26 protein-coding genes are annotated in these 23,572 nt (G+C 46.6%); 23 read left to right on the top strand and 3 right to left on the bottom strand.

Annotated features, from left to right (window positions below; translation table 11 throughout):
• Window positions 1-19: 19 nt before the first annotated feature.
• The 11 genes from WB308_RS09225 to WB308_RS09175 are packed head-to-tail and all read left to right on the top strand — an operon-like array spanning window position 20 to window position 8,794.
• Complete coding sequence (locus WB308_RS09225) at window positions 20-265, top strand: hypothetical protein (protein ID WP_424190962.1); 246 nt, start codon at window positions 20-22, stop codon at window positions 263-265.
• Window positions 223-2,013, top strand: coding sequence for a TonB-dependent receptor plug domain-containing protein (locus WB308_RS09220; protein WP_424190961.1), 1,791 nt, complete (start codon window positions 223-225; stop codon window positions 2,011-2,013). The genes WB308_RS09225 and WB308_RS09220 overlap by 43 nt, the downstream gene beginning before the upstream one ends.
• Window positions 2,013-2,357, top strand: coding sequence for a DUF4430 domain-containing protein (locus WB308_RS09215; protein WP_424190960.1), 345 nt, complete (start codon window positions 2,013-2,015; stop codon window positions 2,355-2,357). Before WB308_RS09220 ends, WB308_RS09215 begins: the two co-directional genes overlap by 1 nt.
• The gene (locus WB308_RS09210) at window positions 2,348-3,175 is read left to right on the top strand and encodes an ABC transporter substrate-binding protein (RefSeq protein ID WP_424190959.1); all 828 of its coding nucleotides are present in this window, start codon (window positions 2,348-2,350) and stop codon (window positions 3,173-3,175) included. Before WB308_RS09215 ends, WB308_RS09210 begins: the two co-directional genes overlap by 10 nt.
• Window positions 3,159-3,872: an ATP-binding cassette domain-containing protein gene (locus WB308_RS09205; RefSeq protein WP_424190958.1), complete on the top strand. Its 714-nt coding sequence runs from the start codon at window positions 3,159-3,161 to the stop codon at window positions 3,870-3,872. The genes WB308_RS09210 and WB308_RS09205 overlap by 17 nt, the downstream gene beginning before the upstream one ends.
• Window positions 3,859-4,815, top strand: coding sequence for a FecCD family ABC transporter permease (locus WB308_RS09200; RefSeq protein WP_424190957.1), 957 nt, complete (start codon window positions 3,859-3,861; stop codon window positions 4,813-4,815). The genes WB308_RS09205 and WB308_RS09200 overlap by 14 nt, the downstream gene beginning before the upstream one ends.
• Entirely contained in the window at window positions 4,812-5,435 is a 624-nt protein-coding gene (bluB, locus tag WB308_RS09195; protein WP_424190956.1) for a 5,6-dimethylbenzimidazole synthase, read from the top strand. The genes WB308_RS09200 and bluB overlap by 4 nt, the downstream gene beginning before the upstream one ends.
• On the top strand, window positions 5,426-6,190 hold the full coding sequence (locus WB308_RS09190; RefSeq protein ID WP_424190955.1) for a phosphotransferase: 765 nt from the start codon (window positions 5,426-5,428) through the stop codon (window positions 6,188-6,190). Before bluB ends, WB308_RS09190 begins: the two co-directional genes overlap by 10 nt.
• Window positions 6,187-7,248 carry a nicotinate mononucleotide-dependent phosphoribosyltransferase CobT gene (gene cobT / locus WB308_RS09185; protein WP_424190954.1) on the top strand — a complete coding sequence of 354 codons (1,062 nt, stop codon included), beginning with the start codon at window positions 6,187-6,189 and terminating at the stop codon, window positions 7,246-7,248. Before WB308_RS09190 ends, cobT begins: the two co-directional genes overlap by 4 nt.
• The gene (locus tag WB308_RS09180) at window positions 7,245-7,736 is read left to right on the top strand and encodes a bifunctional adenosylcobinamide kinase/adenosylcobinamide-phosphate guanylyltransferase (protein ID WP_424190953.1); all 492 of its coding nucleotides are present in this window, start codon (window positions 7,245-7,247) and stop codon (window positions 7,734-7,736) included. Before cobT ends, WB308_RS09180 begins: the two co-directional genes overlap by 4 nt.
• Complete coding sequence (locus WB308_RS09175) at window positions 7,733-8,794, top strand: aminotransferase class I/II-fold pyridoxal phosphate-dependent enzyme (protein WP_424190952.1); 1,062 nt, start codon at window positions 7,733-7,735, stop codon at window positions 8,792-8,794. The genes WB308_RS09180 and WB308_RS09175 overlap by 4 nt, the downstream gene beginning before the upstream one ends.
• A 5-nt stretch (window positions 8,795-8,799) precedes the next feature.
• Here WB308_RS09175 and WB308_RS09170 read toward each other — a convergent pair whose 3' ends face one another.
• Window positions 8,800-9,618 carry a hypothetical protein gene (locus WB308_RS09170; protein ID WP_424190951.1) on the bottom strand — a complete coding sequence of 273 codons (819 nt, stop codon included), beginning with the start codon at window positions 9,616-9,618 and terminating at the stop codon, window positions 8,800-8,802.
• Window positions 9,619-9,625: 7 nt separating this feature from the next.
• A complete protein-coding gene (locus WB308_RS09165; protein ID WP_424190950.1) occupies window positions 9,626-10,468 on the bottom strand; it encodes a hypothetical protein in 843 nt (280 codons plus the stop codon).
• 142 nt (window positions 10,469-10,610) lie between these two features.
• Here WB308_RS09165 and cbiB point away from each other — a divergent pair, with 142 nt between their 5' ends.
• The 3 genes from cbiB to WB308_RS09150 are packed head-to-tail and all read left to right on the top strand — an operon-like array spanning window position 10,611 to window position 13,654.
• Window positions 10,611-11,474 (top strand): adenosylcobinamide-phosphate synthase CbiB, encoded by an 864-nt coding sequence (cbiB, locus tag WB308_RS09160; RefSeq protein WP_424190949.1) that lies wholly within the window; start codon window positions 10,611-10,613, stop codon window positions 11,472-11,474.
• A complete protein-coding gene (locus WB308_RS09155; protein ID WP_424190948.1) occupies window positions 11,471-12,817 on the top strand; it encodes a cobyric acid synthase in 1,347 nt (448 codons plus the stop codon). Before cbiB ends, WB308_RS09155 begins: the two co-directional genes overlap by 4 nt.
• Before the next feature lie 42 nt (window positions 12,818-12,859).
• Window positions 12,860-13,654, top strand: a complete 795-nt coding sequence (locus WB308_RS09150; RefSeq protein WP_424190947.1) for a Fic/DOC family protein — start codon at window positions 12,860-12,862, stop codon at window positions 13,652-13,654.
• Here WB308_RS09150 and WB308_RS09145 read toward each other — a convergent pair.
• A complete protein-coding gene (locus WB308_RS09145) occupies window positions 13,641-13,796 on the bottom strand; it encodes a hypothetical protein (RefSeq protein WP_299988452.1) in 156 nt (51 codons plus the stop codon). The two genes, WB308_RS09150 and WB308_RS09145, sit on opposite strands and share 14 nt — an antisense overlap.
• 175 nt (window positions 13,797-13,971) lie before the next feature.
• Between WB308_RS09145 and WB308_RS09140 the strand changes: the two genes are divergently transcribed.
• The 9 genes from WB308_RS09140 to WB308_RS09100 all read left to right on the top strand — a co-directional run bounded on the left by WB308_RS09140 (window position 13,972) and on the right by WB308_RS09100 (window position 23,544).
• Window positions 13,972-14,394 (top strand): hypothetical protein, encoded by a 423-nt coding sequence (locus tag WB308_RS09140; protein ID WP_424190946.1) that lies wholly within the window; start codon window positions 13,972-13,974, stop codon window positions 14,392-14,394.
• Window positions 14,387-15,133 carry an adenosylcobinamide-GDP ribazoletransferase gene (locus tag WB308_RS09135; protein WP_424190945.1) on the top strand — a complete coding sequence of 249 codons (747 nt, stop codon included), beginning with the start codon at window positions 14,387-14,389 and terminating at the stop codon, window positions 15,131-15,133. The genes WB308_RS09140 and WB308_RS09135 overlap by 8 nt, the downstream gene beginning before the upstream one ends.
• Complete coding sequence (locus tag WB308_RS09130) at window positions 15,124-15,627, top strand: histidine phosphatase family protein (protein WP_424190944.1); 504 nt, start codon at window positions 15,124-15,126, stop codon at window positions 15,625-15,627. Before WB308_RS09135 ends, WB308_RS09130 begins: the two co-directional genes overlap by 10 nt.
• Window positions 15,628-15,651: 24 nt before the next feature.
• Window positions 15,652-17,346: an autotransporter assembly complex protein TamA gene (locus tag WB308_RS09125; RefSeq protein ID WP_424190943.1), complete on the top strand. Its 1,695-nt coding sequence runs from the start codon at window positions 15,652-15,654 to the stop codon at window positions 17,344-17,346.
• A complete protein-coding gene (locus tag WB308_RS09120) occupies window positions 17,343-20,174 on the top strand; it encodes a translocation/assembly module TamB domain-containing protein (RefSeq protein WP_424190942.1) in 2,832 nt (943 codons plus the stop codon). The genes WB308_RS09125 and WB308_RS09120 overlap by 4 nt, the downstream gene beginning before the upstream one ends.
• Window positions 20,175-20,248: 74 nt before the next feature.
• Window positions 20,249-20,683: a hemerythrin domain-containing protein gene (locus tag WB308_RS09115; protein WP_424190941.1), complete on the top strand. Its 435-nt coding sequence runs from the start codon at window positions 20,249-20,251 to the stop codon at window positions 20,681-20,683.
• Window positions 20,680-20,922: a DUF2249 domain-containing protein gene (locus tag WB308_RS09110; protein WP_424190940.1), complete on the top strand. Its 243-nt coding sequence runs from the start codon at window positions 20,680-20,682 to the stop codon at window positions 20,920-20,922. The genes WB308_RS09115 and WB308_RS09110 overlap by 4 nt, the downstream gene beginning before the upstream one ends.
• On the top strand, window positions 20,915-22,180 hold the full coding sequence (locus tag WB308_RS09105) for a hypothetical protein (protein ID WP_424190939.1): 1,266 nt from the start codon (window positions 20,915-20,917) through the stop codon (window positions 22,178-22,180). The genes WB308_RS09110 and WB308_RS09105 overlap by 8 nt, the downstream gene beginning before the upstream one ends.
• Before the next feature lie 101 nt (window positions 22,181-22,281).
• Window positions 22,282-23,544: an MgtC/SapB family protein gene (locus WB308_RS09100; protein ID WP_424190938.1), complete on the top strand. Its 1,263-nt coding sequence runs from the start codon at window positions 22,282-22,284 to the stop codon at window positions 23,542-23,544.
• The last annotated feature ends 28 nt before the right edge of the window (window positions 23,545-23,572 follow it).

Below are 23,572 nucleotides of genomic sequence, written 5' to 3'. Positions count from 1 at the left end.
GGTAAAAGGGGAATAGGTCATGCATGCACCGAAAGGGTTTGGTAAAACCTATTTCTCCCTTGTCGCGATTCAAGCCTATGCCTCCGAAATCCGTCTCATGCAAAACGTTACCCGTATTGCATGGATTTGTCCGACGCACCCTATCCACACCTATTCCACCGTTTCGCCTCCTAAGAGTCTCCTCCTCTCATCCATTATTACGACTATTATTCAAGGACACTCATGTACAAACAAAGCCTATCGCTTATTGCCGCAGCAACATTAGTCACCTCATTGGAGGCCAATACTCTTAATCTTGATCCTATCCTAGTCTCCGCTTCAAAAACGGAACAATCACTCAAAGAAGTTACCGCCAACGTCCATATCATTACCGCAAAAGAGATCGAAGAAAAACACCTAACGACCGTTGCCGAAGCGCTTAATCTCCTCTCCGGAATAAGCTTGACCAGCAACGGAGGATTGGGTAAATCAACTTCGGTTTATCTACAGGGATTTGATAGCAAACGTATTTTGGTTCTCATCGACGGGATACGCTACAACGATCCTACCGGACTCTCAGGGGCTCCTTTTGAACATTTGATGATTAGCGATATTGAACGCATCGAAGTAGTGAAGGGGGCGCAAAGCGGAATATGGGGAGCGGATGCGAGTGCGGGAGTGATCAACATCATCACCAAAAGTACCCAGAAAGGGCTTCACGGAACACTCAATGGTGAAGTTGGAAGCTTCAATACTCAAAAATACGGTGCCAGCGCATCCTACGGTGCGGACAACTACTACATCAGTGTGAGTTCAAAGGTCGTCTATACGGATGGCTTTAGTGCTCAAGCCCCCCGAGGTGTCGATCTCGATACCTTCGAAGACGACGGTTACAAAAACACGACCACCACACTCAAAGCTGGATACATCATCACTCCAACCAATAAAGTTGAACTCCAACATACGATTATCGATGCAGAAAATGAAGGAGACCCCTATAATAACCCCAACGGCATCTATAACAGCACCACAAGCAACCGTTTCTCTTCTCTCAATTTTAATCACGTTGATAACGTTAATGAGCTCAATCTCTACGCCAAGCGTTCCTCTTTTGAGCGAAACTATCCGCAAGATCTTTATACAAAAGAGTTTGATGGCGTCGTAACCGAATATGGTGTAAGCTCAAAAATTCCCTACCTAAACGACGATTTTATACTCATCGGTGGAGATTACAAATCGTTTGAGCATCTCAATACACTCAATGAAAAATATACCGACAAGGGCTTGTTTGCAACAAACTGCAATACATTTAATGACCAAACGACCCTAACAGAATCGATAAGAATCGATAATCATGATACGTTTAACGATAAAACAACAGGAAAAATAGGGATAAAACATCATTTCGATCAAGCATTGTTTGTTTCATCAAATTATGGAACAGCCTATAATGTACCGACTATTTATAATCTTTATGGCCCCTATGGGAACACTGCCCTGAGTGCTGAGAGTGCACAAAGTTATGATGTTTCATTCGGCTATAAAGCGATAACTCTAACCTATTTTTACAATACGATAAAGGATATGATCGATTTTGACATGACGACATGGAAATATACCAATATTGCCGGAACGTCGACTTTTAAAGGGGTGGAGGCAGAGTATCAACAAGAGATTATTGCCAAAACGCTTCTGTCGCTTAACTATACACGCCTTAGCGCCAAGGACAATACAGGAGCCGATCTGGCACGAAGAGCCAAAGAGACGTTTAAATTTGGCATCGATTACGACGGGATTGAAAAACTGCACGTAGGGGTGTATGGAGAATACATCGGAGAACGCTACGATGATAAATTGCGAACCAAGCCAACAGGGCACTATACTCTTGTCAATACGGCTATCAATTACGATTTCACCAAATCTTTCGGTATTTACGTTAAAGTTGACAACCTCACCGACAAATACTATCAAACAGTCGATGGATACGCAACATCCCCGCGTGCATGGTATGCGGGATTGAAGGCATCTTTCTAATGAAATTTATCGGTGCTCTGCTCCTTTTGTGGGTATCCATTTTTGCAAACGAGCTCGAAGTAACCATCCTGTACGGCAACGGCAAACCCGATAAAGTTATCGAAACGACCTATTCGCCCGGAATGAGCGCATTGGATGTTCTCCAACAGATCAGCCGTGCAGAGACGAGTAAAACGGGGAACTACCGCTTTGTCCGTTCCATCGACGGCGTTCAATCACAGATCGGAAAATTCGGATGGTTTTATCTCATTGACGGAGAATCGGTCCATACGACAGCGGAGAATTTCATTTTGAACGATGCTAAAACCATGACATGGGTTTACAAGGTAGAAGCATGTTATTGAAACTCTGGGCTCTTTTGATATTGGGTATAAATCTTTACGGCGTTGAGAGGATCATCGCACTGAGCCCCGCCATCAACGAAACCCTCTATGCTTTGGGTGCGGGAGATCAGATCGTCGCCAATACGGAGTATTGCAACTATCCCCCTGAGGCAAAAAACAAACCCAAGGTGGGGGGATATTTTTCCCCCTCCCTAGAAAAAATCCTCTCCCTCAGCCCAACGATGGTGATACTGCAGGAAAATAATGCCCCTTTGGCGGAAAAAATTCAAAAGATGGGGATCAAAACACGCATCATTAAAATCGATACCTACCCCTCGATTCGTGAATCGATCTTTACCATGGGACGGATCGTCCGTAAAGAAGAACGAGCCAAAGCGATTGTGAACGAACTCGATCAAAAACTCCGCGCCCTGAGGGGGATTGTCCGCAACCAAAAGATTTTGATGGTGTTCGGACACACTACTGACCTCTCCAAAAGCATCTATGTCTCGGGGCAGAATCTCTATTTTGACGATCTCATTCGAGAGAGCGGCAACACCAATGCCCTCCAAAGCCGCCGCAAGGGGCAACCGGTTCTCAATCTCGAAAACATTATCGCCCTCAACCCCGATATGATTATCCTCCTCGCCCCGAATACTAAAGAGCGGGGGTTAACGAAAGAGGCGTTGATTGCTCCGTGGCGGCACCTCCCGATCAATGCGGCCAAACGGGAAAAAATTTACGTCGAGGATCAGCCCTATTCGAGCAACCCGAGCCAGCGTCTGGGTCTTTTTTTAGACGATATGAGGGGGTATTTACTTGATGCTGCACGTCGCTGATCTCACCTGCCAAATTTTAAAAAATGTCAGTTTTACCCTGAGAGAGGGGGAGAATTTGACGATTTTGGGAAATAACGGAAGCGGTAAAACGACGCTGGCGAGAGCACTTTGCCAGCTCCTCCCTTCCCAAAATATTTTTTTGGAGGGGAAAAATATGGGTGAAATCGCACCGCACCTCCGCTCACAGGTGATCAACTATGTCCCCACGCTCCTCGATATTTACGATGAGTACCTGAGCGTAAGTGATTATTTAGACCTCAATTGCTTCGATGGCGGCGATCCTCGAATGAGGGAGGAGATTCTCGGAGTGCTGGAGATAGAACATCTCAAACACTCCCCCTGCCAAAGCCTCAGCAGCGGCGAATCTTCACTTCTCCTGATCGCCGGCGCAATTTTGCACCGTGCCAAATACACGATTCTCGATGAGCCAACCGCCAATCTCGATCAGGCAAAAAAAGTCAAAATCTACCGCCTCCTCAAAAACGGCTCCTATTTTCAAAACACAATCATCATTACCCATGATCTGAATCTAGCCTACAAACTCGGATATAACGTTCTTTATCTGGAAGAGGGGAGGGTCCGGTTCTTCGGATCGTGCGGTGATTTTTTTGATCCCTCCCGTCTTGAAAGCTGTTTCGGCAACGCGGTTCAAAATATCGGCGAAAACTTTGTGGTGAATTACGATGAAGTACGTTAGTCTTATTCTATCGCTGGCGGTTCTTGTCATTGCCCCATTTTTTGGGGAGATCACCTTGAATATCCAAGAGATTCTCAACCCCGCATCCTCTTCATCGATGCTTTTTTGGGAGATTCGTTCTCCCAGAGTGATCATCGCCTTTTGCAGCGGTGCAATCCTCTCTCTCGCGGGGCTTGTCTTTCAGAGTGTCTTTCGCAACCCCCTCACTACCCCCTTCACTCTCGGCGTTGCCAGCGGTGCGACATTGGGGACGGCGCTAGCGATTGTTTTTTTCGGCGGTCTCCTCTTTTGGCAATACGCATTAAGCTTTTTCGGAGCGTTATTAACCGTGATTGTCCTTTTTTTGCTCTCGCGCTCACTCAAATCGGCGCAGACAGGGTCGCTTCTCCTCGTGGGGATTGCCTTGTCTTTTTTCTATTCGGCTGCCCTTATGGTTCTTTATTATTTGAGCGATTTTGAACAGAGCTATTCGATTGTCCGTTTTACGATGGGGAGTCTGAATATCGTCGGATTCGATACCGCCTATCCGATCATCATCGTATCGCTTCTGTTTTTGGTGTCGATCCTTTGGCAGCGTCAGCCGCTAAGACTTCTGTTGACGTCGCTTGATTTTACGTTTCTAAAAGGGGTTCACGTCACACGGCTTATTATGAGCCTCCTTCTTATCACCTCTTTGGCAGTAGCGGTATGCGTCAGCGTCGTGGGGCCTATCGGGTTTGTGGGGCTGATCGTCCCCCATATCATCAAACTGCTCTATCGGCGCAGCAGCGACACCCTGATCCTCCCGACATTTTTTTACGGCGGGATTTTTTTGGTGGCGTGTGATCTGGTTGCCCGTAATCTCGGAGCCGCTTCGGACATTCCCATCGGAGTCGTTACTTCGTTTATCGGCGGGCCGTTCTTTATCTATCTGATACTTCATCGTCATAAAGGGTCACGATGAAATTTACCCTCCGCGATGCCGAGATGCTCCAATCGATCTTCTCATCACGCCGTGATGTGAGGGGAAACCGTTTTCAGGATACCACCATCGAAGATAAGGTGCTGCGGAAAATTTTGGAAGCGGCAATCTCCGCCCCCTCGGTCGGTTTTTCACAGCCGTGGAAGTTTCTCATTGTAAAAGATGCCGCGAAACGGGAAGAAATGTATAACGAGTTTGTCTCTGAAAACGCCAAAGCGTCCAAAAAGTTTAAAGACAATTCCCTCTATCCGACCCTCAAACTCGAAGGGATCAAAGAGTCCCCCCTCAATATCGCCGTTTTGTACCAAAAACCGATCAAAGCCGTTTTAGGACAAACAACCCAAAAGAAAATGGGGGAATACAGCGTCGTCTGCGCGATCCAAAACCTTTGGCTGATGGCACGCGCCCACAATATCGGGGTGGGGTGGGTGAGTATTCTACGCCCCAAAAAGGTGAAAAAGATTTTAGGAATCGGCGAAGAGTACAAACTGATCGGTTATTTGACGATGGGGTATGTGAACGAATTTTTGGATGAACCCGAACTGCTGAAACTGGGGTGGGAAGAGAAAAAAACACTGGATGAGGTGGTCGAATGGGTGTGAAGAGCGTTATAACCCTAGAGGATTTACCGCAATCCTTGGATATCACCTCTCTCGAAGCGAGTACGGACGGGGTGATGGACAGCGTCTATTTCCTGAACGATGAACGGGTATTGAAAATTTTTGAAAACGCTACCGTCGCGTCGGTTGAGGAGGAACTAAAACTTCTCATCCTCTGCGAAACCCTCCCGATTGCCAAATCTTTGGGGGAAGTGTTGAGCATCTGCGGCAAACCCGCCCTTATCTACCGCCGATGTCATGGGAAAAGTCTTAAGAGTGCCGAGATCAATGAGGTGCGAGAGATCGGAACGTTTTTGCGCTCTTTCCATACCCTAACGGCGACACGGCAGAGTGCTAACGAGCCGTTATTTGAGAGATCGAGGCTGGAGCGGATGATCGAAGAGAGCAACGTCGAAATTTTCGATACGCTATTGAAAAAAATCGATTTGAGATTGCGTAACGACGGGATTATTCACGGCGATCTCTTTTTGGATAACGCCCTCTTTAAGGGGGGAAGCCTCTCGTGCGTCATCGATTTCACCCAAGCGTGCAACGGCGATTTTCTCTTCGACCTCGCCGTCACGGATCTCTCGTGGTGCGACAATGGCGAAAAAACAGAGGCTCTGTTGGAGAGCTACGGCGCAACGATCACGTTAGAAGCGTTTCGCCCCTACCGCGAGTATGCAATGCTCTTTTACAGCGTCAACCGCTACCTTAACGGCGGTAATTATCAAGAACTATTGGAGAGGCTACTATGATACAAACGATCACGGGAAAAAGAGATTTTATCGAGAGTCTGCGGGGGAAGCGGGCATCGTTTCTTTTGTGTATGAGCAACACGGCAACGGCAAATATCGAGGGGATTACCCAAGCGGGGATTCCGGGGCTCCTCCATCTCACCCCGACGCTCGATGCGGAGTTTATAACCATCGGAGAGGTGCGGAGTCTGGGTTCCATCGCCGAAACCCCTAAAGGGGTTCCCACCCCCGCCCTCATCACCCGCGCCGTCCATCTCCTCCACCCGTTTCGGGAGATTGAGCTTCTGAATCTTGGCTTGGAGATTGCCCCGTCGGTGGAGCATTTTACCCTCCACGATTTTGGGATTGCTCCTAGTGGTTCGATTGAGCAGGGGGCTTGTATCCCCGCCGAAGAGGTGTTTGAGAAAGGGGTACAGTTTGCGCAGGAGCTATCCATAGCGGGGGATTACATCATCCTAGGCGAATCGGTTCCCGCAGGGACGACGACGGCACTCGCTATGGCGTTGGCGTTGGGGTACGATGCGCGGGAGAAATTCAGCAGCAGTTTTAAAAACACCCCTGATGACATCAAAGCGCGTGTTATCGATCACGCCCTCTTCCATGTGAATGAGAGCGACGAACTTTTCGACATCCTCTCAAAAGTGGGGGATAATATGGTGATCTTTAATGCCGGATTGCTCCTCGGTCTCCAAAACCGCGATATCCCGATTGTATTGGCGGGGGGGACGCAGATGGCGTGCGTGTTACTTGTCATCAACCGCATCTTGCAGATGATGGAGGGGGAGTTAGATAGCTCCAAAATCGCCCTTTGCACGACCAAATGGGTCGCCGAAGATATTAGTAGCGACATCAAAGGGCTGTTGGAAATGAACGACTTCAGTATCAACGCTTATTACGCCGATTTCGATTTCTCCCTCACCGATCATCCCGCCCCCAAACTCTATGATGAGGGGGAGGCAAAAGAGGGGGTCGGCGCGGGGGGTGCGCTGGTTTATGCCCTTTTAAACGGCATCACGAAAGAGCAGATCACCCGCAAAGTGGAGAGCTTTTTAGGATGAAGATACTTTACTTCGGCGGACAGAAATCGGGGAAAAGCTCTCTTGCGGAGGCAAAGGCACTCTCTATTGCGACACAGAAACCTTACTACCTCGCCACCTACGACCACTCTTTCGGCGACAGCGAGATGGGGGAACGGATCGACAAACACCGCTCTTCTCGTGGAGAAGAGTTTATCACTCTCGAAGAGAGCCGAAATCTCTCACGTGTGATCGAACCGCACCAAACCTACCTGATCGACTGCATTTCGATGTGGATACTTAACCGTCTCGATGAGAGCGAAGAGGCGCTGGTCGCTGAAATAGAGGCTTTGGGAGAGATCGACGCTAACATCGTGTTTGTTCTCAACGACGTCGGATCGGGGGTCATCCCGAATGATCCTATCAGCCGCCGTTATGTTGATCTCAGCGGGATTATCGGTCAAACATTGGCTAGGTTTTGTGATGAGGTCTACGAAGTGAAACTGGGACTGGAGAAGCGGCTCAAATGACGATCTATGGACACGGCGGGGATGTGAACAGCTTTGCCGTGCACTGCGACTGCGCACATGAAGAGGTGATTGATCTCTCCTCTAACATTAACTTCATCACCCCTACGGTCGATTTCAGCAGTGTGACCCTCAACGCCTATCCGAGCTATGAGAGACTAACGGAGACGTTAGCTGAGCACTACGGTGTCACGTCGGAGGAGTTAGAGCTTTTCAACGGCGGCTCTTCGGCGATTTTTACATTGCTCCGATTTTTCGATAATGCGACTTGTACGATCTACTCCCCCGCCTATTTAGAATACAAAAAAGCCTCACACCTTCACGGTAAAAAAGTGTGTCTCATCAACCGCTTTGAGGCGATGGATACGGAGGTCGAGGAGAACTCCCTCGTTATCTTTGTCAACCCCTCCACTCCCGACGGACGCTATTACGAGATCGATGTGCTGATGGAGCAGTGGATGGAGAAAAACTGCACGATCCTCATCGACGAATCGTTTCTGGAGTTTTGCGGGGGGGAGTCGGCAACCCGCTACCTCCAAACTTACGACAAACTCTACGTTTTAAAATCGCAGACGAAATTTTACGGATGTGCGGGGGTGAGGGTCGGGATTGTCCTCTCTTCGCGTGAGAATATCCATGCACTCCGAGCCAAAGAGCCGCTATGGAAAATCTCGGCACTCGATAGCCATTTTCTTATCACCGCACTCAAAGATGAGCCGTTTCGTGCCCAATCGCATTTGTTGAACGCGGAGGCGAAAACCTATCTGAAAACCCTCCTCGATAACTCGTCCCTTTTTGAGAAAGTATTTGAGAGTGATGCGAATTTTTTCCTTGTCCGTCTCGCGTCGATGAACGCACGGGAGTTGCAGGAGAAGCTTATTCCGTACAAGATCATGGTGCGCGATTGTTCCAATTTCGATTTTTTGGATAAGCGGACTGTGCGGATTGCAGTCAAACAGATGGATGCGTTAAAGCGGTTTAAAGAAGCGATCACAAATATTGCTTCTGAGTTGAGAGAGGGTACAATAAGCGAAATAAGCTGTGAAAACAATAGAATGTGAAGTAACTAATTCCCAATTTTGACATTTAAATATTGTTCCAAGTCACTTAAATCAATATTTCTTTGTTTCATTTCAAATAAAATTGTCGGGATTGCTTTTATATATTTTGCATTATACGGCAAATCGTGAATATCGAATCCAGTATAAAAATCTACAAACGAATAAGGTCTATTCATTTCATTATTAATTTTTTTATCAAGTTCTTCCATATCTTGATCATTTAGCTGTGTAGAACAATAAAAATCTTTATCAATATAGCCAAATGAAACCTTGTTTAAATTAGAGTAAGTTTCTCTTTTATAATATTCTATAATGCCCCTAAAAATTAATTTTCTTTCAGAATTTTCATACAGATGTAATATCGCATTCATACTTTCATTGAGAATCATTTCGCACTTTTTGATATGTTCATTATTTGAAAGTAAATATTCATAAAAAATATTTTTAGCTTCTAAAGCCTTTTCATTTTTATAGCTCGATAAATGTCGTATCGGTTTGAGATATATACAAAAACTTTTATTTTCTAATTTATAGCGAATGGCTTTTTGTATTTTTTCGTCGAAATCATTTTGATCGGAAATTGCATTATCTTCATTCAGTTCAATATATATCTTTTTGATAGTCAAATTTTTATATAAATTTACAACTTTTTTTTTCCAAATTGTGCCTTTTACTTCAGGAGACTTTTCCAGAGTATTTTTTTTCGATATGTTTGTTGTATTATCACCAGTAGACAAATTGTCGATACTGCCAATATCACCTACTACCCCATTAATGGTTTCAATGTTATAGGTAATATAAGTACTATTTTTGTCTTGATTCATAATGGATTTACAACAATCCTAAAATACCAATAATTGCAGAACCTATTGAAGCTACTTCCGAGCCTCTTGTAAGCAAACCACCTAATACAGCTTTAGCCTTCTCCGGATTATCTTTTGAAGCTTCTAAATCTCTGATTACTTCTTTTTGGTCTGTCAACCCTAGTTTTTTAATTTCAACAATCAATTCATCTATTTTATTGCTTATACTATTCTCGTTATAGATATTGGTTGCATTCGCTCCAGTTGACATATTTCCAACATTATCCACATTCCCCATGACACCATGAAAGGTTCCTATATTATAAATATGTTGCGCTGCTTTCTTTTCATCTTCTGAAAAAATCAAATCATCATTACCCAAAATGTTATCCTCCTCTAATTTTAATGTCCACTCTAATAATAAATTTCTTACCTGCCCGAGAATACCATACACTGGTGTTGCATCTATTAGAAATCTTGATTGACGATCAACTTTATAAAGTTCTCTTAAAGTTTTTGCTATATTCTCAGGTACTGGGATATATAGCCCATTTTCACTTTTTGAAATTACATATTCTATTTCCGAGATTGACTGTATGATAGGAGCAATGCCTATTACTTCAGAAAGTTGGCTAGTTAACTCAGCATCTTGCCAACCATGATAAAGATTAAAAAATTGTAATGTTTGCCTTATTTTCCTATACTCAGGTACTTCTTCAATACTACTATAACCTTGTAACTCTTGCTTAATCCATTGTTCAAAATCTTTTAATTTTAGTTTTTTACTAATAACCAAAGCTTCTCTGAGCAAATTTTGTAAATCTTCATTGTTATCTAAACATTTCTTTTGAAGCCTAAGGACTATTGACATATAGTATCCTCGAATTTTTTATCAATTATACTTCATATATTTAAGTGTATGAAAAAATATTGTAGAAAATCATTTTCTAAATAAGAGAGTTTCGGTTATTATTTGATTTTTAAAACCATTTGATCTTCTTTAAAGACTATCCATGTTTTTTTCCATCGCCCTCATCGCCTACATCACCGACCGCATCTTCGGTGAGTTCCCATTTATCCGTCACCCCGTAGTACTGATGGGAGATTTTATCACCGCTTTTGAAAAGCGATTTTATCACGACAGTATTTTGCGCGGCTTTTGGCTCGTGTTTTGGTTGTTAGCCACAGTGTTAGCACTCGTTTACCCAATCTCGATGATCGATAATGTGTGGATTTTAGGAGTCATCGCCTCGACGGGGATCGCGGGTAAAATGCTCTACATGAGCGTGCAGGGGGTATTAAGTGACCCCTCAAGTATCCGATATTTGGTAAGCCGCGACACCGAAAACCTCAGCGAGAGCGATATTAACAAAGCGGCGATCGAGACCTACGCCGAAAATCTGAGCGACGGAGTGATTGCCCCGCTGTTTTATCTGTTAGTGTTCGGTTTGGTGGGGCTGTTTCTCTATAAAGCGGTCAATACCCTCGATTCGATGGTGGGGTATCGGAGCGAAAAATATGAGAAATTCGGCAAAGTAGCCGCGCGGTTGGACGATATTGTTAATTACATCCCCTCCCGCATCACGGCGGTGCTGATAGTGACCCTGTTCGGCAAACTCACTCACCTCAGACAGACATGGCGTTACGGCGCATTGCATGAGAGTCCTAACGCAGGATACCCGATAGCGGCGATGGCACTCTCTCTGGGTCTCTCTCTCGGAGGGGCGACGTCGTATTTCGGCAAGATGAAAGAGAAACCCTATTTCGGCGAGGGGAAGCGGGAGATTACGGCGGTGGATGTTCAGCGTGCATTGGCTCTTCAGTGGAAACTCGATACCCTTGTGATTATCGTATTAGCGGCGGGAGTTATAGTATGAGATCGATTTCTATTTTTGGCACCTCGTCCGATGCGGGGAAATCGACCCTCACGTTTGTGATTGGACGGCTTTTGCAAGAGAGAGGGATCAACGTCGGGGTGTTCAAAGCCCAAAATGTCTCTAACAACTCCCGCGTGTGCGACGACGGGAGCGAAATCGCTATCGCCCAGTATTTTCAAGCGAAAGTGCTGGGACTTCCGACGAGCTACCACCTCAATCCGATCCTCCTTAAATCGGGGCACGGAAATAGCGCCTCACTCATCGTTAAAGGGGAAGTGTTAACCGATAAAGAGGTTCGCGACTACTACCGCGACCTCGACACCCTCAAGCCTGCCGTCGATGAGTGCTTCGAATATCTGAGTGAGCGGTATGAGTGTGTCGTTTGTGAGGGGGCGGGGAGTCCCGTGGAGCTGAACCTGATGGACAAAGACCTCTCCAATATCTACATTGCCGAAAAATATAACACTAAGATCATCCTCGTCGCCGATATCGAAAAAGGGGGTGTGTTTGCCTCGATTTGGGGGGTTTATAATCTCCTCCCCGAATCTTTGCGCGCCAACGTCATCGGGGTGATCGTCAACAAATTTCGCGGCGATCGGAGCCTTTTTGATGAGGGGGTGAATATCATCGAAGAGCGGTTCGGTATCCCCGTGCTAGGCGTCCTCCCCTATCTCCCCCTCAACCTCGGATTTGAAGATAGCCAAAGCCTGAAAAACTTCGTCCAGAACAAACCTCACCCCGCACAAAAAATCGGGATTATCAACTATCCGACGATGAGCAACTACAACGATTTCGAACCCCTCATCGCTGATGAAACCATTTTCGTCGAATTTATCACCTCCAATGTTTCGTTGGAAAACTATGATCTCATCATCCTCCCCGGAAGCAAACGGGTGATCGAGGATTTGCGGTGGCTCAAAAAAACGGGGCTATTCGACGCACTCAAAGAGCGGCACAAAGAGATACTGGGGATTTGCGGCGGGTATCAGATGATGTTTAAGTCGATCATTGACGAGGGGGGTGTCGAAACCTCAGAACCGAGTCGTGAAGAAGCTCTCGGATTTATCGATGATGTGATTGTATTTCAGCGAGAAAAGGTACTCAAAAAAGGGGAATATCTCCTCTTCGGCAGCACGATAAACGGTTTTGAAATCCATCACGGGGTGAGCGTGAAATATCCCCTCTCCTATGAAAAGGGTCTCATCAAAGGGACCTTCGTTCACGGGATTTTTGAGGATGAGGCGTTTGAAGCCTATAAGAAAAAAACGATCGATGATTTTATCGCTACGATGAGAGAGGAGATCGATATGGAGCGCGTGATCGAGAGTATAAACGCGGTATAATAAACAACCATAGTGAAGCAGGATTCTATTACGGACAAACTAATGATCAAATCAAAATACCTTCTTTACGTTTTTAAAACTTCCCATAATACACCTATCCAATATTGGTATGAAACGGATAAACGATACTTTAAATCAACAAAGCCACCCAAAAATATTCTCGATAAAACGAATCTGCAATGTGACGGATTAATCCCTGATCAGATCATTTCGAATCCATGGAGTCATTGGGAAAGCAACGACATTCAAAAAATCATGACCTCTAGCGGTGTATGTATCAACTATCTCAAATCCACCGATAGCGATTTGATTCAAAAACATGAGGATTTAAAGCTCCTCGAACTCTACAGCGATTTGGTTGTCAATTTCGATATTTCGAGATCATTCGGTTTTAATACTGTCAAAAAATGGCACAAGAGGGCTTTTGAATCAATCTACCCATTTGCGGGCGAGCTGAGAACCGTTGAAATGAGCAAAGGGGATAAGCAAGAAGCTTGGACGTGGAGGTTAGAATTTTTACAAGGGGTTCCAGCACTCAATACGTTGATTAAAGAGGTTTCTAAAAAACAGTACGAGGATATAGAATCGATCACGGCGGATTTATCCCGATTGTTGAGCGAATTTTTATTTATTCACCCGTTTAGGGAAGGAAACGGGCGAATCAGCCGACTTTTAGGCGATATTATTTTGGCAAAAAACGGTTTTCCTATGATCGGACTTAATCTCAAAAGCGGTGATAATTATATTCAGAAAGTACATGAAGGGTATCACTGCAACTATGCGCCGTTGCAGCAATTATTGATCGATAAAATCGAAGAAGAGATTAGGAATGGATAAGTTTGTAGTGTTCTTTCAATTCTTTTTTGGTAGTTTTAGAACCTTCCGCTTTAGCAGAAGTATAAACCGAATTGACAATCATTGTTTCTCGCTTTTTAGCGGTAGAGAAAAATTTGTTCGTATTTGCGATCGTTTTTTTCATAAAAATACCTTTTCCAAGAGGGTAAAGCCCACTTTTAACGCTGATTTGCTACGCTGGTTCTGCGACCGAAACCTCGATAGATTTAGTTACCGATTGGTACTGAATTCAGCAAGAATAGTACCATCTTTTTATTATATCGGCGTTAATGAAATCAAATTAATCAAGGCTCCTCTATATGTCCTATAAAAAATGGTTCGACGCCCACGCTCAAAAGCATCAAGCGATTATGAACAAACTCACCCACCTCAGCGACGACGAAGTGATCGAATACTTCCGATTTGAATACATGGTTCAACACGAGCCGGAGTTCTGCCCTCTCTACGCAGAAAACAAAAAATGCCACGATACGAAGGAACTCAATTGCTACCTCTGTGCCTGCCCCAATTTCCGTTTTAACGATCAGGGATTTACGCGTGAGGGGGAACGAACCCTCTTTAGTACCTGCTCGATCGAGAGTCCCGACGGGGATCGCTACGTGAGTGAGTCCGCGATCCACCAAAACTGTGCCGGATGTATCGTTCCCCACCGTGAGAGCTATATCCGCAAAGTATTCGACCGAAACTGGCTGAAAATCATGAAAGAGGTGCCGTGTGAATAACATCTATTTGGGGATCAAATTCGCCCTGAGCTATTTTACGATCCTCCCTATCCGCTTCGACGACGAGGATAATCTCTCCCATCCGCGTGTCCTCAAAGCGATGCTTTTGAGCCTCCCTTTCGTCGGAGCTCTTTTGGCAGGGCTCTCTATCGGTCTCTTTGTCGCACTGGAGTCACTGGGGTGGCTGGGGGCATTGATCGCCGCCATGGCATATATGGTACTCTACGGATTTATCCACACCGAAGCGGTGATCGATGTTACCGATGCGGTGTACGCCGCCCACAGCGGCAAAGATCCCTATGAAATTATCAAAGATCCCACCGTCGGAGCGATGGGAGTGCTGTACGGAGTGAGTTTTACCCTCCTCAAAATAGCGGCCCTCACGACACTGCTGATGCACCATCTATTTCTCCCTTTTATCGCGATTGCACTCATCAGCCGTTTGGGGCTCCTTGTACTCATTCGGACGTACGATTTTCGCTCGGCGTTTGTCTCACAGCTCCATCAAAATCTCCGTATTTTTCCCCTCGTGCTGCTGATCGGTTTGTGCGGTGCTCTAGGATTTTATCTCCTCTCCTGGCTCTTTTTCGCCCTCTTTGTCGTGGGGATAGTCACCGCGTACCTCCTCTCGAGCTTTGCAAAAAAATCACTCGGATTTATCAACGGCGACGTGCTGGGGATGTCGCTGGAGGGGGTTGAACTGATTCTGATACTAACGGTGCTGTTAGTATGGTACTGACACTGCTGCGTCATGCGGCTCCTAGAGCGGAGTATCACGGGCGCACCATCGGCCATACCGATATCCCGATTGATCCTGAGCTGTTTGGCTCTGCAGCGCTTTCTCGTTCTTATGATGCCATCTACTCTTCCGATTTGCGCCGATGCACCCAGAGCCTCGAAGCCCTCGGGTATTCTGATTTTACAACGGACGAACGTTTGCGGGAAGTAGCTTTTAAAAAGCACTTTGAGGGTAAAAGCTTTGAGGAGATCGAGAAGATGGAGGAATATAATCCCTGTTTTTTAGAATCGCAGGAGAGCTGGCATACCTTTATATGCGAAGAGAGCCGTGAGCATTTTCGCCGACGGATCGAAACATTTTTAGAAGAACTCCCCCTCGACAAAAATATTTTAGTCTGTTCTCATGCGGGGACGATTCGGGAGATTCTTTCCCTCTTAAAAAGCGAACCTAAAGGGTTGGGTTACCTAGAGTATACTATTGTTACGGTAAAATAGAGTCAAATATTTGAAGGGGTGATAATGCGATATGCCATCTTTATGCTGTTGCTTTGTATGACACTAATCAGCGCACCCCTCCCCATCACCTTTATCGGCAATGAAAAAGTTTCGTCTGATCAGCTCTATAGTGCTCTAGGACTGCGAAAACCCTACGCTATTGAAGTGTGGGAAGATTCGCCCACCATTGAATCGATCACCATAGCTCAAAGCGTCTCGGCACTCACCAGTTTTTACCGGTCCAAAGGGTTTTACCACGCTAAAATCACTTCCGAAACGAATCTCGAAGGCGTTCTCTTCAAAATTCAAGAAAACCATCCTATCCGTATTAAAGACATTAAAATCAACAGCCCTTTGGACATCGAATCGGCTATTTCGCTTCATACGGATGCACTTTTCGACCAAGAGGCCTTTTCCGCTTCCAAATCAGCGATGAAAAAACGGTACGGGGATGCAGGCTATTGCAACGCGCAATTCAATACCAAAGCGTGGATCGATATTGAAACCGATTATGCCTATCTGCTGTTTGAAGCCTCGCCGGGAGAACCATGTACTTTTGGTGCGGTTTCCGTCGAATCGACTCCGAATATCGAGGGACAACTGGCCGCTTCAATGCTGCGGTTCGAAGAGGGCGATCCTTACAGCGTCGAGGCGATTCGGCTGAGCTACGAAGCCCTTTATGGCCAAGAGGGGATCACCCGAGTCCTTATCAACGACAATGATCGCAACGGCAGTGTTGTCCCGATCATGCTCAGTATCGAAGAAGCTGAACGGCCGATCCGATTTACGGCCGGTTTGGGGTACAGCAGCGATCAAGGGCTTGCAGCACAAACAGGATTAAAGCATCGCAACTTTTTCGGCAATCTCAAAACCCTCTCACTCGATGCGCGCTATTCGCAAATCAAACAAGAGGCTTCCGGAAGCGTTGCTCTTCCGCTGCGCAATCGAGGTCTGTTAGGGGGGGAAATCGGGTATACCAACGAAATTTTTGACGGGTATAAAACGGAAAGTACTTATGAAAAAATTACAGCAAAATATCAAGACACCCCGGCTTCTGCAATGGTCGGGGTACTGTTTGATCGGGTTCAAACCTACGATTCCAAGGATCTAAGTACTTTCCCCAACTCAGCACTTTTCATCACATCACCGTTGGGTGAACTCAATTTCGACACCCGTGACAAACCGCTGGCACCGACAAAAGGGTACTGGCTCAATGCAAAGCTGACCGGATCGCTTCGATCTACGGTTTTTTCCGATGCCACCTATTTTAAGAGTCTTTTAACCGGCGCGTACATCACCAGTATCGATCAACATATCTTCGGTGTCAAACTCAAATGGGGGACATTGCGGACGTATGACGGAGAGGTCCCTTCGTCGTATCGTTTCTATGCCGGGGGAATGAACTCCAACCGTGCCTACCGCTACCGTGAGTTAGGCCCAAAAAACAGCGATGGCGATCCCATCGGTTTTTCCTCACTCACCGAAGGATCATTTGAATACCGTTTCCCCATCTATCAGGAATTTCGTGGGGTGCTGTTTAGCGATGTCACCTTTGCATCCCAAAACATCCTTCCTGATTATGTCAATGATGCGTATTTAGGGGTAGGAGCCGGGGTTCGTTATGTAACTCCGGTAGGACCGATTGCCATTGATGTCGGAGTTGATCCGAATGATTTTGGTCAATACGCCATCCATTTTCGAATCGGAGAGCTCTTTTGAAACGGTTTCGATCTCTCCCATGGTTCAAATGGTTCAAACACCTGTTTGTAACTCTCCATTTTTTCCTCTACAGTGCCATTCTACTCGCATCCGCGGCACTCTACATCGCCTTTCGCCCCGACAGTCTTGAAATCGTAAACACCTATTTTTTAGAACCGTTTGATATCCGCTATTCCCATGGCGAAGGATCACTGCTCGAGGGGTTTACCCTCCATAACGTCCGTCATGAAAAGGTAAAAGCCAAAACCCTCATTCTCAAATACAACCTTGTAAAAATGCTGAAAGGGGAATATACGATCGATTCAGTCACAATCGACGGTTTGCATATCAATCTGGACGATTTTTTGAACGATGACGAATCGATATGGCCGTTTCCGACGTTCAAACTCCGCGAGGTTACCATCACCAACCTCCAGCTGATGAGCGCCTATCCGATCGAACTGGATATCAGGGGGAAAAACGGAATCTATGATGGCAGTAATCTCAGTTTCACTTCGCTTTATTCAACGTTTAAATCTCGTTACGCCAGCGGCACCATTCACGGCATTGTCCAAAACAATTCCCTGCGCGGGGTCAGTGACCTCTACCCTAATGCTGCCGAACTGGCCCCTTACAGCGGCCGCTTTACCACTCTTCCGAGAGTACTGCGGATAAAAATTACGGAACTTTCCACCGAACACGCCCTTTTACACACGACCCTCGCCAACTTGACATCCAAACAAGACCCCCACGTGCACGCCAAAGAAATTGACCTTGATTTTCGCTACCGCTATGAGAATGAGTATTTCGATATCAATGCGCTCTATCGACTGGTGCGCGGCAGCGATACCATGCAGACGAAGCAGCGTCTGCGTTATGCCCTCGGCGGTCAAACAACGTCTGAATTTGACGGCATCATCGCCTCTGCGCAGCCACTCCCCTCCAACGCACTGCACGGAGCCTTCACCGATACTGCCAACGGCCTCATCGGCACCCTGACGCTCGATGGAAGTACCCTTCACCTCTCGAGCAAAGATTATGACCGTTTCGGATGGAAACTCCAAAGCACGCACCAAAATCTTGCCTTTATTGCAGCACTTCCCGAGGTTATCCGCTCCTCACCGTTCGAAATGGATGCGGAAGGCACCTATCTTCTCACCGCCGATGCACTTGAGGGGAAAATCAATGCCGCTCACGATCACGCTCGGTTTCAGGGCTTCTTTTCTACCAAAGGCGGCCATCATGCTCTGAACGGAAATTTAACCCTCCCTCCCGATGCCCCCATGTGGAAAAACTGGGCGTACAAACCGCCGGAACAGTTCATTCTTTCGCTGAATAATGAGGCCAATACGACACGTCTTCATCTTTCAGGAGATTCTCTGGCTCTCAACGCCACACTAACGGGTCAAACCCTCAACGGTTCAGGCAATTATCTTGGTGCTTTTTTTGATATCACCGGATCACTTGCTCCGACGCAAAAATGGATCGATATCGATACCCTGATCCCCTCTTTGTTCACCACTCTCTCCAAACTGCGCCCTATCGAAGTGCATCCGGGAGAATATTATGACGCCGAAATCCGTGCTAAAACCCACATAAGCCTAAACGATACCTTCACTATCCAAAGCGATATCACCATACCATGGTATGCTGCCGTACTCGATTCCCAGCGCGCCTATGCAGGGACAAACGGACATGTGAACCTGAACTACCGTGATGACAATATCACTCTGAATCACTACCGTTTCGAAGTTGTTGATCACCCCCTCTTTAGCGACAAGCCCTCCTATATGCATCTAAATAGCGAGAGAGAACTCATAATTGACGAGCTGTGGATATTCGATACCCTCTTACTTACGGGAATGGTTGCACCGGATCTGAGCGCTTCTCTGCGACTTCGTTCCGATCGTTTCAGCTATCACGGACCGGAGGGGGATGCACATGCCAAGGCCGATATCACGTTTACACGCGACCGAGATGCCAATCAAAACCTTTCGGGTGCGTTGCATATTCTCGACGCAACCATCACCTACCTGCCGCTACAGCAGTTTAAAGTCATGGACGATGACATCATTATTATTCAAGATGTCCGTCCTCCAAGCAGTGCCAAACTTTCAATGAATCTCCATATTACCGCGCAAAAGCCGATCCATTTAAAAACGAAAGAGCTTGATTTACAGCTCAATCCCGATGTAACCCTCTGGAAAGAACCGACAGGCCCGATGCAGATTCTGGGCATGCTGAGTATCCCCTCCGGCGAAGCAACCACTGCCGGTAAAGCTTTCGATATCAAGCCCTCGGAAATCTATTTTGGGGGAGACACCCCTCTCAATCCTTATCTCAATCTCTCGATAGGGCATGAAGTCGATTACAATAAGATTTTCATCTACGTCACCCATACCCTCGATTCACCGATTTTTCTCTTTAGCTCCGATCCGGTCATGAGCCAAAATGATATTATGAGCTATATCCTCTTTGGCGGCCCCGCCAATACCATCTCCGGAGGAGACAGTTCGACGTCGACCGTCCGCGCGGATGCAACCAATTTTATGTTAGGAGCGGGGCTTAAAGGGCTGATTAGCGGAGCGACCAAACTTCAGATCGATAAGATGAATATCCTCACGACGGCAGAGGGGGGAATGGGATTTGAAGTGGGAGCACGCCTCAACAAAGACCTCAGAGTCCTTTATAAAAACGATGCGGTATCGAGTGTTTTACTCCAATACACATTCAACCGCTGGCTCCGGCTGGAAGCCGATGTGCATGAACTGGGGCAGGGAATCAACGCCATCTATATCAAAGATTTTCGCGATTTTCTCCCTCACAATACAAAGGTCATTAAGAAATAAATCTTGATATTCGTCAAGATTTATTGGCGTTGATCCTTTTATACTGTCATACTTAAAGAACTAAAGGAGAGAGTATGATTTTAGAATTTATGCGTGACGACCACCGAGCCTGTGACCACCTCTATACCGAAGCAGAAAATGCTCTTGCCGAAAAAAGAGTCGATGAAGCCAAAAATCTTTTCGATGCCTTTTACCAAGCGACAAATCACCATTTCGACATGGAGGAACGTGAGCTCTTTATTACTTTTGAAAAACGGACGGGGATGATGGGGGGACCGACGCAGATGATGCGTTACGAGCACCAGCAGCTGCGAAGCCTTCTCGAATCGATGCGCCTTGCCCTCAGGGAAAACCGCGTTAACGATTTTTTCGGGATCGGAGAATCAATGATGATCATGCTCCAACAGCATAACATGAAAGAAGAACAGATGCTCTATCCGATGATTGATCGCACCTTGGGGGAGGATGGCTCTTTGATGATCCAAACCCTCCGTAAGATGGAAAAATGATTCTTCTCGATACCCGTGAGTTCGACCATCCTCTCCCGCTCGAAATGGCCGTTGAGGCGTTTAGAAAACTCTCCGGCGAAGAGGTGCTACACATGATCCACCGGCGTGAACCGCTCCCCCTATTTGAAATCATTACGAAAAACGGGGGGCGGTATCTGAGCGTTATGGAAGCCGAAGGGCTCTGGCATATTTACATCACCCGAAGCCGCACGGTCGAGCTGGAACACCCTCATGTATAACGGCCTCTCTCTCGATCAAGCTCCCCCGATTTCGGTGGTAATGCGCTTTTTTCTCACCGTCCCGGTATTCGGGATACTGTTATGCTGTGCACTGTTTGTTGACCCCTATGCGGTTATAACCCCCGCGCATCCCCTCTCCCTCGCGGCGATTCATCTGATGTTTTTGGGGGTCATTACGATGGCAATGATCGGTGCACTCTTTCAGATGCAGAGTGTTTTGGGGGGGCGTCCGATACCTGCTGCGATGGGTAATGCCCTGCTGATCCACACATTTTTAACGATCGGCATCCTCTCGTTGGCGGGAGCTTTTGCATTTAATGCCGCCGTACTGTTTATCGTGGCTTCGGTCTTCTTGGGTTCATCGATCCTTTATAGTGCCAACCTCATCCTCCCCTTGCTGTTCGGCGGTATCACCCACGAGACCCTCCGAGGGATGCGGCTTGCCCTGATCGCCCTCTCCTTCACCGCTGTTTTAGGCATTGTAATGGCAACCTCGTATGCCAACGGGGCTTTTTCATCGGTGCATGAGAGCTTGCGTTTCTCCCATTATTCTCTGGGGCTGATCGGATGGATCGCCGCCTTGATCATCGCCGTTGCTTTTCAAGTCATCGAAATGTTTTACGTCACCCCACCCTACAGCCTCTGGTGCAAACGCAATGCCTTTCGAATCATCGCTGCCTCTTTGGTTCTCAAAATGATCTGGCTCTTTTCCTCATTGCCGTTTGTTTGGGTGTTTGATCTCGTGATAGGGGCGTTATTGATCGGATTTATCGTCAGCACGCTCAAACGGCTTAAAATTCGCAAACGGCGTGTTAGTGATGTGAGTATCTGGTTTTGGATTTCAGGGATGGTTTTGTTCTTTGTCTCGATTAGCCTCTATGCCGCTTTTATGTGGAGTGGGTCTGAGGTGTTGCAACGTGTAAGCTTAATGGCATTTGCCCTCTTTTCCCTCGCCATTATTTTAGGGATGATGGGGAAAATCGTCCCCTTTTTGGTCTGGTTTCATCTCAATTCCGCAGGGTATATGGACGCCCCTATTATGTCGAATATCATCCCCGCAAACCGCGTCAAAGCCCTTTTTTGGCTCTTTATCCTCACGGCTATCGCCGCTCTTTTAGGAGCATTTTTTCCTGATTTATTAAGCCTTAGCACCCTCACAGGAGGAGCGATGTTTACCCTGCTCCTTTTTAATCACGCAAAAGCGCTTACCCTCTACCGGTATACCCTTCGTCACGGGACACGTTTCGAGCAGGTATAGCGCACTGTCGCTTCAATTGTGTCACCTCTTCGAAAGTGAATTACGCTATTTTTACCCGCAAAGCGCTATAATCGAATCCAATCGCAGGATAGGAGGGTGAGATGGAACCGTTATTTATTCAAAACAGCGTCCTCTCTTTGGTCTTGGGCTTTTTGATCGGGTTACAGCGTGAAATGCACACCATCTATTCCCATAAAACCCAAGATTTCGGGGGAGCCCGAACCTTCTCGATGATTGCCCTTTTCGGGTATCTCTCCTCTTGGTTTACCACCTTTTTCCCCTATTTTTTCCTGATCGCGTCGGTCGTAATGGGGCTATTGCTGATCGCCGCATACATCGTTAACAGTGTCTCCATCTCTGAAAAAGGGGCTACGACCGAATTCGCCGCCCTCGTTACCTTCATCACAGGGGCCATGCTCAACTTTTCAAGTCCCATCTTTTCCGTCTTCATCACCATCATCGTCTTGTTTGTCCTTAACATCAAAGATACGGTCAAAGAGTATGAGCAAACCATCACTAAAAAAGACCTCAGCGCAGCCATCTTATTTATGATCATGACGTTCGTCATCCTCCCCATCCTCCCGGATAGGGCGATCGATCCCATGGGGCTTATCAATTTGTATCGGATCTGGATTATGGTCGTCTTGGTTGCGGGAATCTCTTTTTTTGGCTACATTGCCATCCGAATTTTAGGCTCTACCCACGGTATCGGAGTCGCCGGTCTCTTTGGAGGGCTGGTCTCCTCGACGGCAGTAGCCATGAGTATGGCACGGCGGGTTCACGAAAACGGGTTTTTAGCCAAAAATCTGGCACTCGGAATCGCCCTGGCTTCCTCCATGATGCTCATTCGCGCCGGGATCGAAATGTGGGTAATCAACCCTGCATTGCTATATCCCTTTATCCTCCCCATAGCCGTAGGCTCCCTCTTCGGGTATGGATACATTGCCGTATTGTATTTCACCTCGAAACGTGAAAATATTTCCCAAAACATCAAATTTAAAAATCCGTTTGATCTTAAAGAAGCCCTCATAATGGGTCTGATATTCGGTGTTACCCTCGCCCTCATCGAACTCTCAAACCGCTATATCGGCAATATTGGGGTCTACGCGGTCGCCTTGGTATCCGGAATCGCCGATGTCGATGCGATTGTCCTATCGCTCAGCGCATTGGCCAAAAATGGTCTCAATCCGGCGACGGCTCACTATGCGATTCTCATTGCCATCATTAGCAATACCGTCGCGAAAGCAGCTCTTGTCCTCTTTTTTGGGAAAATCGTACTCTTTCGAATCGTGCTGATGTACTATCTGATTTCCGTCGGTGCCTTCGCCATAACGGCTCTTTTCATCCTCCAACACACCCGTTAACCCTTTGGCTAATCAGGGTATTAGACGA

The organism is Sulfuricurvum sp. (assembly GCF_049587615.1).
Taxonomy (GTDB): domain Bacteria; phylum Campylobacterota; class Campylobacteria; order Campylobacterales; family Sulfurimonadaceae; genus Sulfuricurvum.
This window is presented reverse-complemented; position numbering and strand designations above follow the sequence as displayed.

Bases quoted from the DNA above. Each gene is read 5' to 3' on its own strand.
- WB308_RS09130 (WP_424190944.1), top strand. From the start codon at position 15,124: ATGGTACTGACACTGCTGCGTCATGCGGCTCCTAGAGCGGAGTATCAC.
- WB308_RS09205 (WP_424190958.1), top strand. From the start codon at position 3,159: ATGCTGCACGTCGCTGATCTCACCTGCCAAATTTTAAAAAATGTCAGT.
- WB308_RS09210 (WP_424190959.1), top strand. From the start codon at position 2,348: ATGTTATTGAAACTCTGGGCTCTTTTGATATTGGGTATAAATCTTTAC.
- cobT (WP_424190954.1), top strand. From the start codon at position 6,187: ATGATACAAACGATCACGGGAAAAAGAGATTTTATCGAGAGTCTGCGG.
- cbiB (WP_424190949.1), top strand. From the start codon at position 10,611: ATGTTTTTTTCCATCGCCCTCATCGCCTACATCACCGACCGCATCTTC.
- WB308_RS09100 (WP_424190938.1), top strand. From the start codon at position 22,282: ATGGAACCGTTATTTATTCAAAACAGCGTCCTCTCTTTGGTCTTGGGC.
- WB308_RS09165 (WP_424190950.1), bottom strand. From the start codon at position 10,468: ATGTCAATAGTCCTTAGGCTTCAAAAGAAATGTTTAGATAACAATGAA.
- WB308_RS09215 (WP_424190960.1), top strand. From the start codon at position 2,013: ATGAAATTTATCGGTGCTCTGCTCCTTTTGTGGGTATCCATTTTTGCA.
- WB308_RS09175 (WP_424190952.1), top strand. From the start codon at position 7,733: ATGACGATCTATGGACACGGCGGGGATGTGAACAGCTTTGCCGTGCAC.
- WB308_RS09225 (WP_424190962.1), top strand. From the start codon at position 20: ATGCATGCACCGAAAGGGTTTGGTAAAACCTATTTCTCCCTTGTCGCG.
- WB308_RS09125 (WP_424190943.1), top strand. From the start codon at position 15,652: ATGCGATATGCCATCTTTATGCTGTTGCTTTGTATGACACTAATCAGC.
- WB308_RS09110 (WP_424190940.1), top strand. From the start codon at position 20,680: ATGATTCTTCTCGATACCCGTGAGTTCGACCATCCTCTCCCGCTCGAA.
- WB308_RS09180 (WP_424190953.1), top strand. From the start codon at position 7,245: ATGAAGATACTTTACTTCGGCGGACAGAAATCGGGGAAAAGCTCTCTT.
- WB308_RS09105 (WP_424190939.1), top strand. From the start codon at position 20,915: ATGTATAACGGCCTCTCTCTCGATCAAGCTCCCCCGATTTCGGTGGTA.
- WB308_RS09145 (WP_299988452.1), bottom strand. From the start codon at position 13,796: ATGAAAAAAACGATCGCAAATACGAACAAATTTTTCTCTACCGCTAAA.
- bluB (WP_424190956.1), top strand. From the start codon at position 4,812: ATGAAATTTACCCTCCGCGATGCCGAGATGCTCCAATCGATCTTCTCA.
- WB308_RS09170 (WP_424190951.1), bottom strand. From the start codon at position 9,618: ATGAATCAAGACAAAAATAGTACTTATATTACCTATAACATTGAAACC.
- WB308_RS09115 (WP_424190941.1), top strand. From the start codon at position 20,249: ATGATTTTAGAATTTATGCGTGACGACCACCGAGCCTGTGACCACCTC.
- WB308_RS09150 (WP_424190947.1), top strand. From the start codon at position 12,860: ATGATCAAATCAAAATACCTTCTTTACGTTTTTAAAACTTCCCATAAT.
- WB308_RS09220 (WP_424190961.1), top strand. From the start codon at position 223: ATGTACAAACAAAGCCTATCGCTTATTGCCGCAGCAACATTAGTCACC.
- WB308_RS09200 (WP_424190957.1), top strand. From the start codon at position 3,859: ATGAAGTACGTTAGTCTTATTCTATCGCTGGCGGTTCTTGTCATTGCC.
- WB308_RS09190 (WP_424190955.1), top strand. From the start codon at position 5,426: ATGGGTGTGAAGAGCGTTATAACCCTAGAGGATTTACCGCAATCCTTG.
- WB308_RS09140 (WP_424190946.1), top strand. From the start codon at position 13,972: ATGTCCTATAAAAAATGGTTCGACGCCCACGCTCAAAAGCATCAAGCG.
- WB308_RS09155 (WP_424190948.1), top strand. From the start codon at position 11,471: ATGAGATCGATTTCTATTTTTGGCACCTCGTCCGATGCGGGGAAATCG.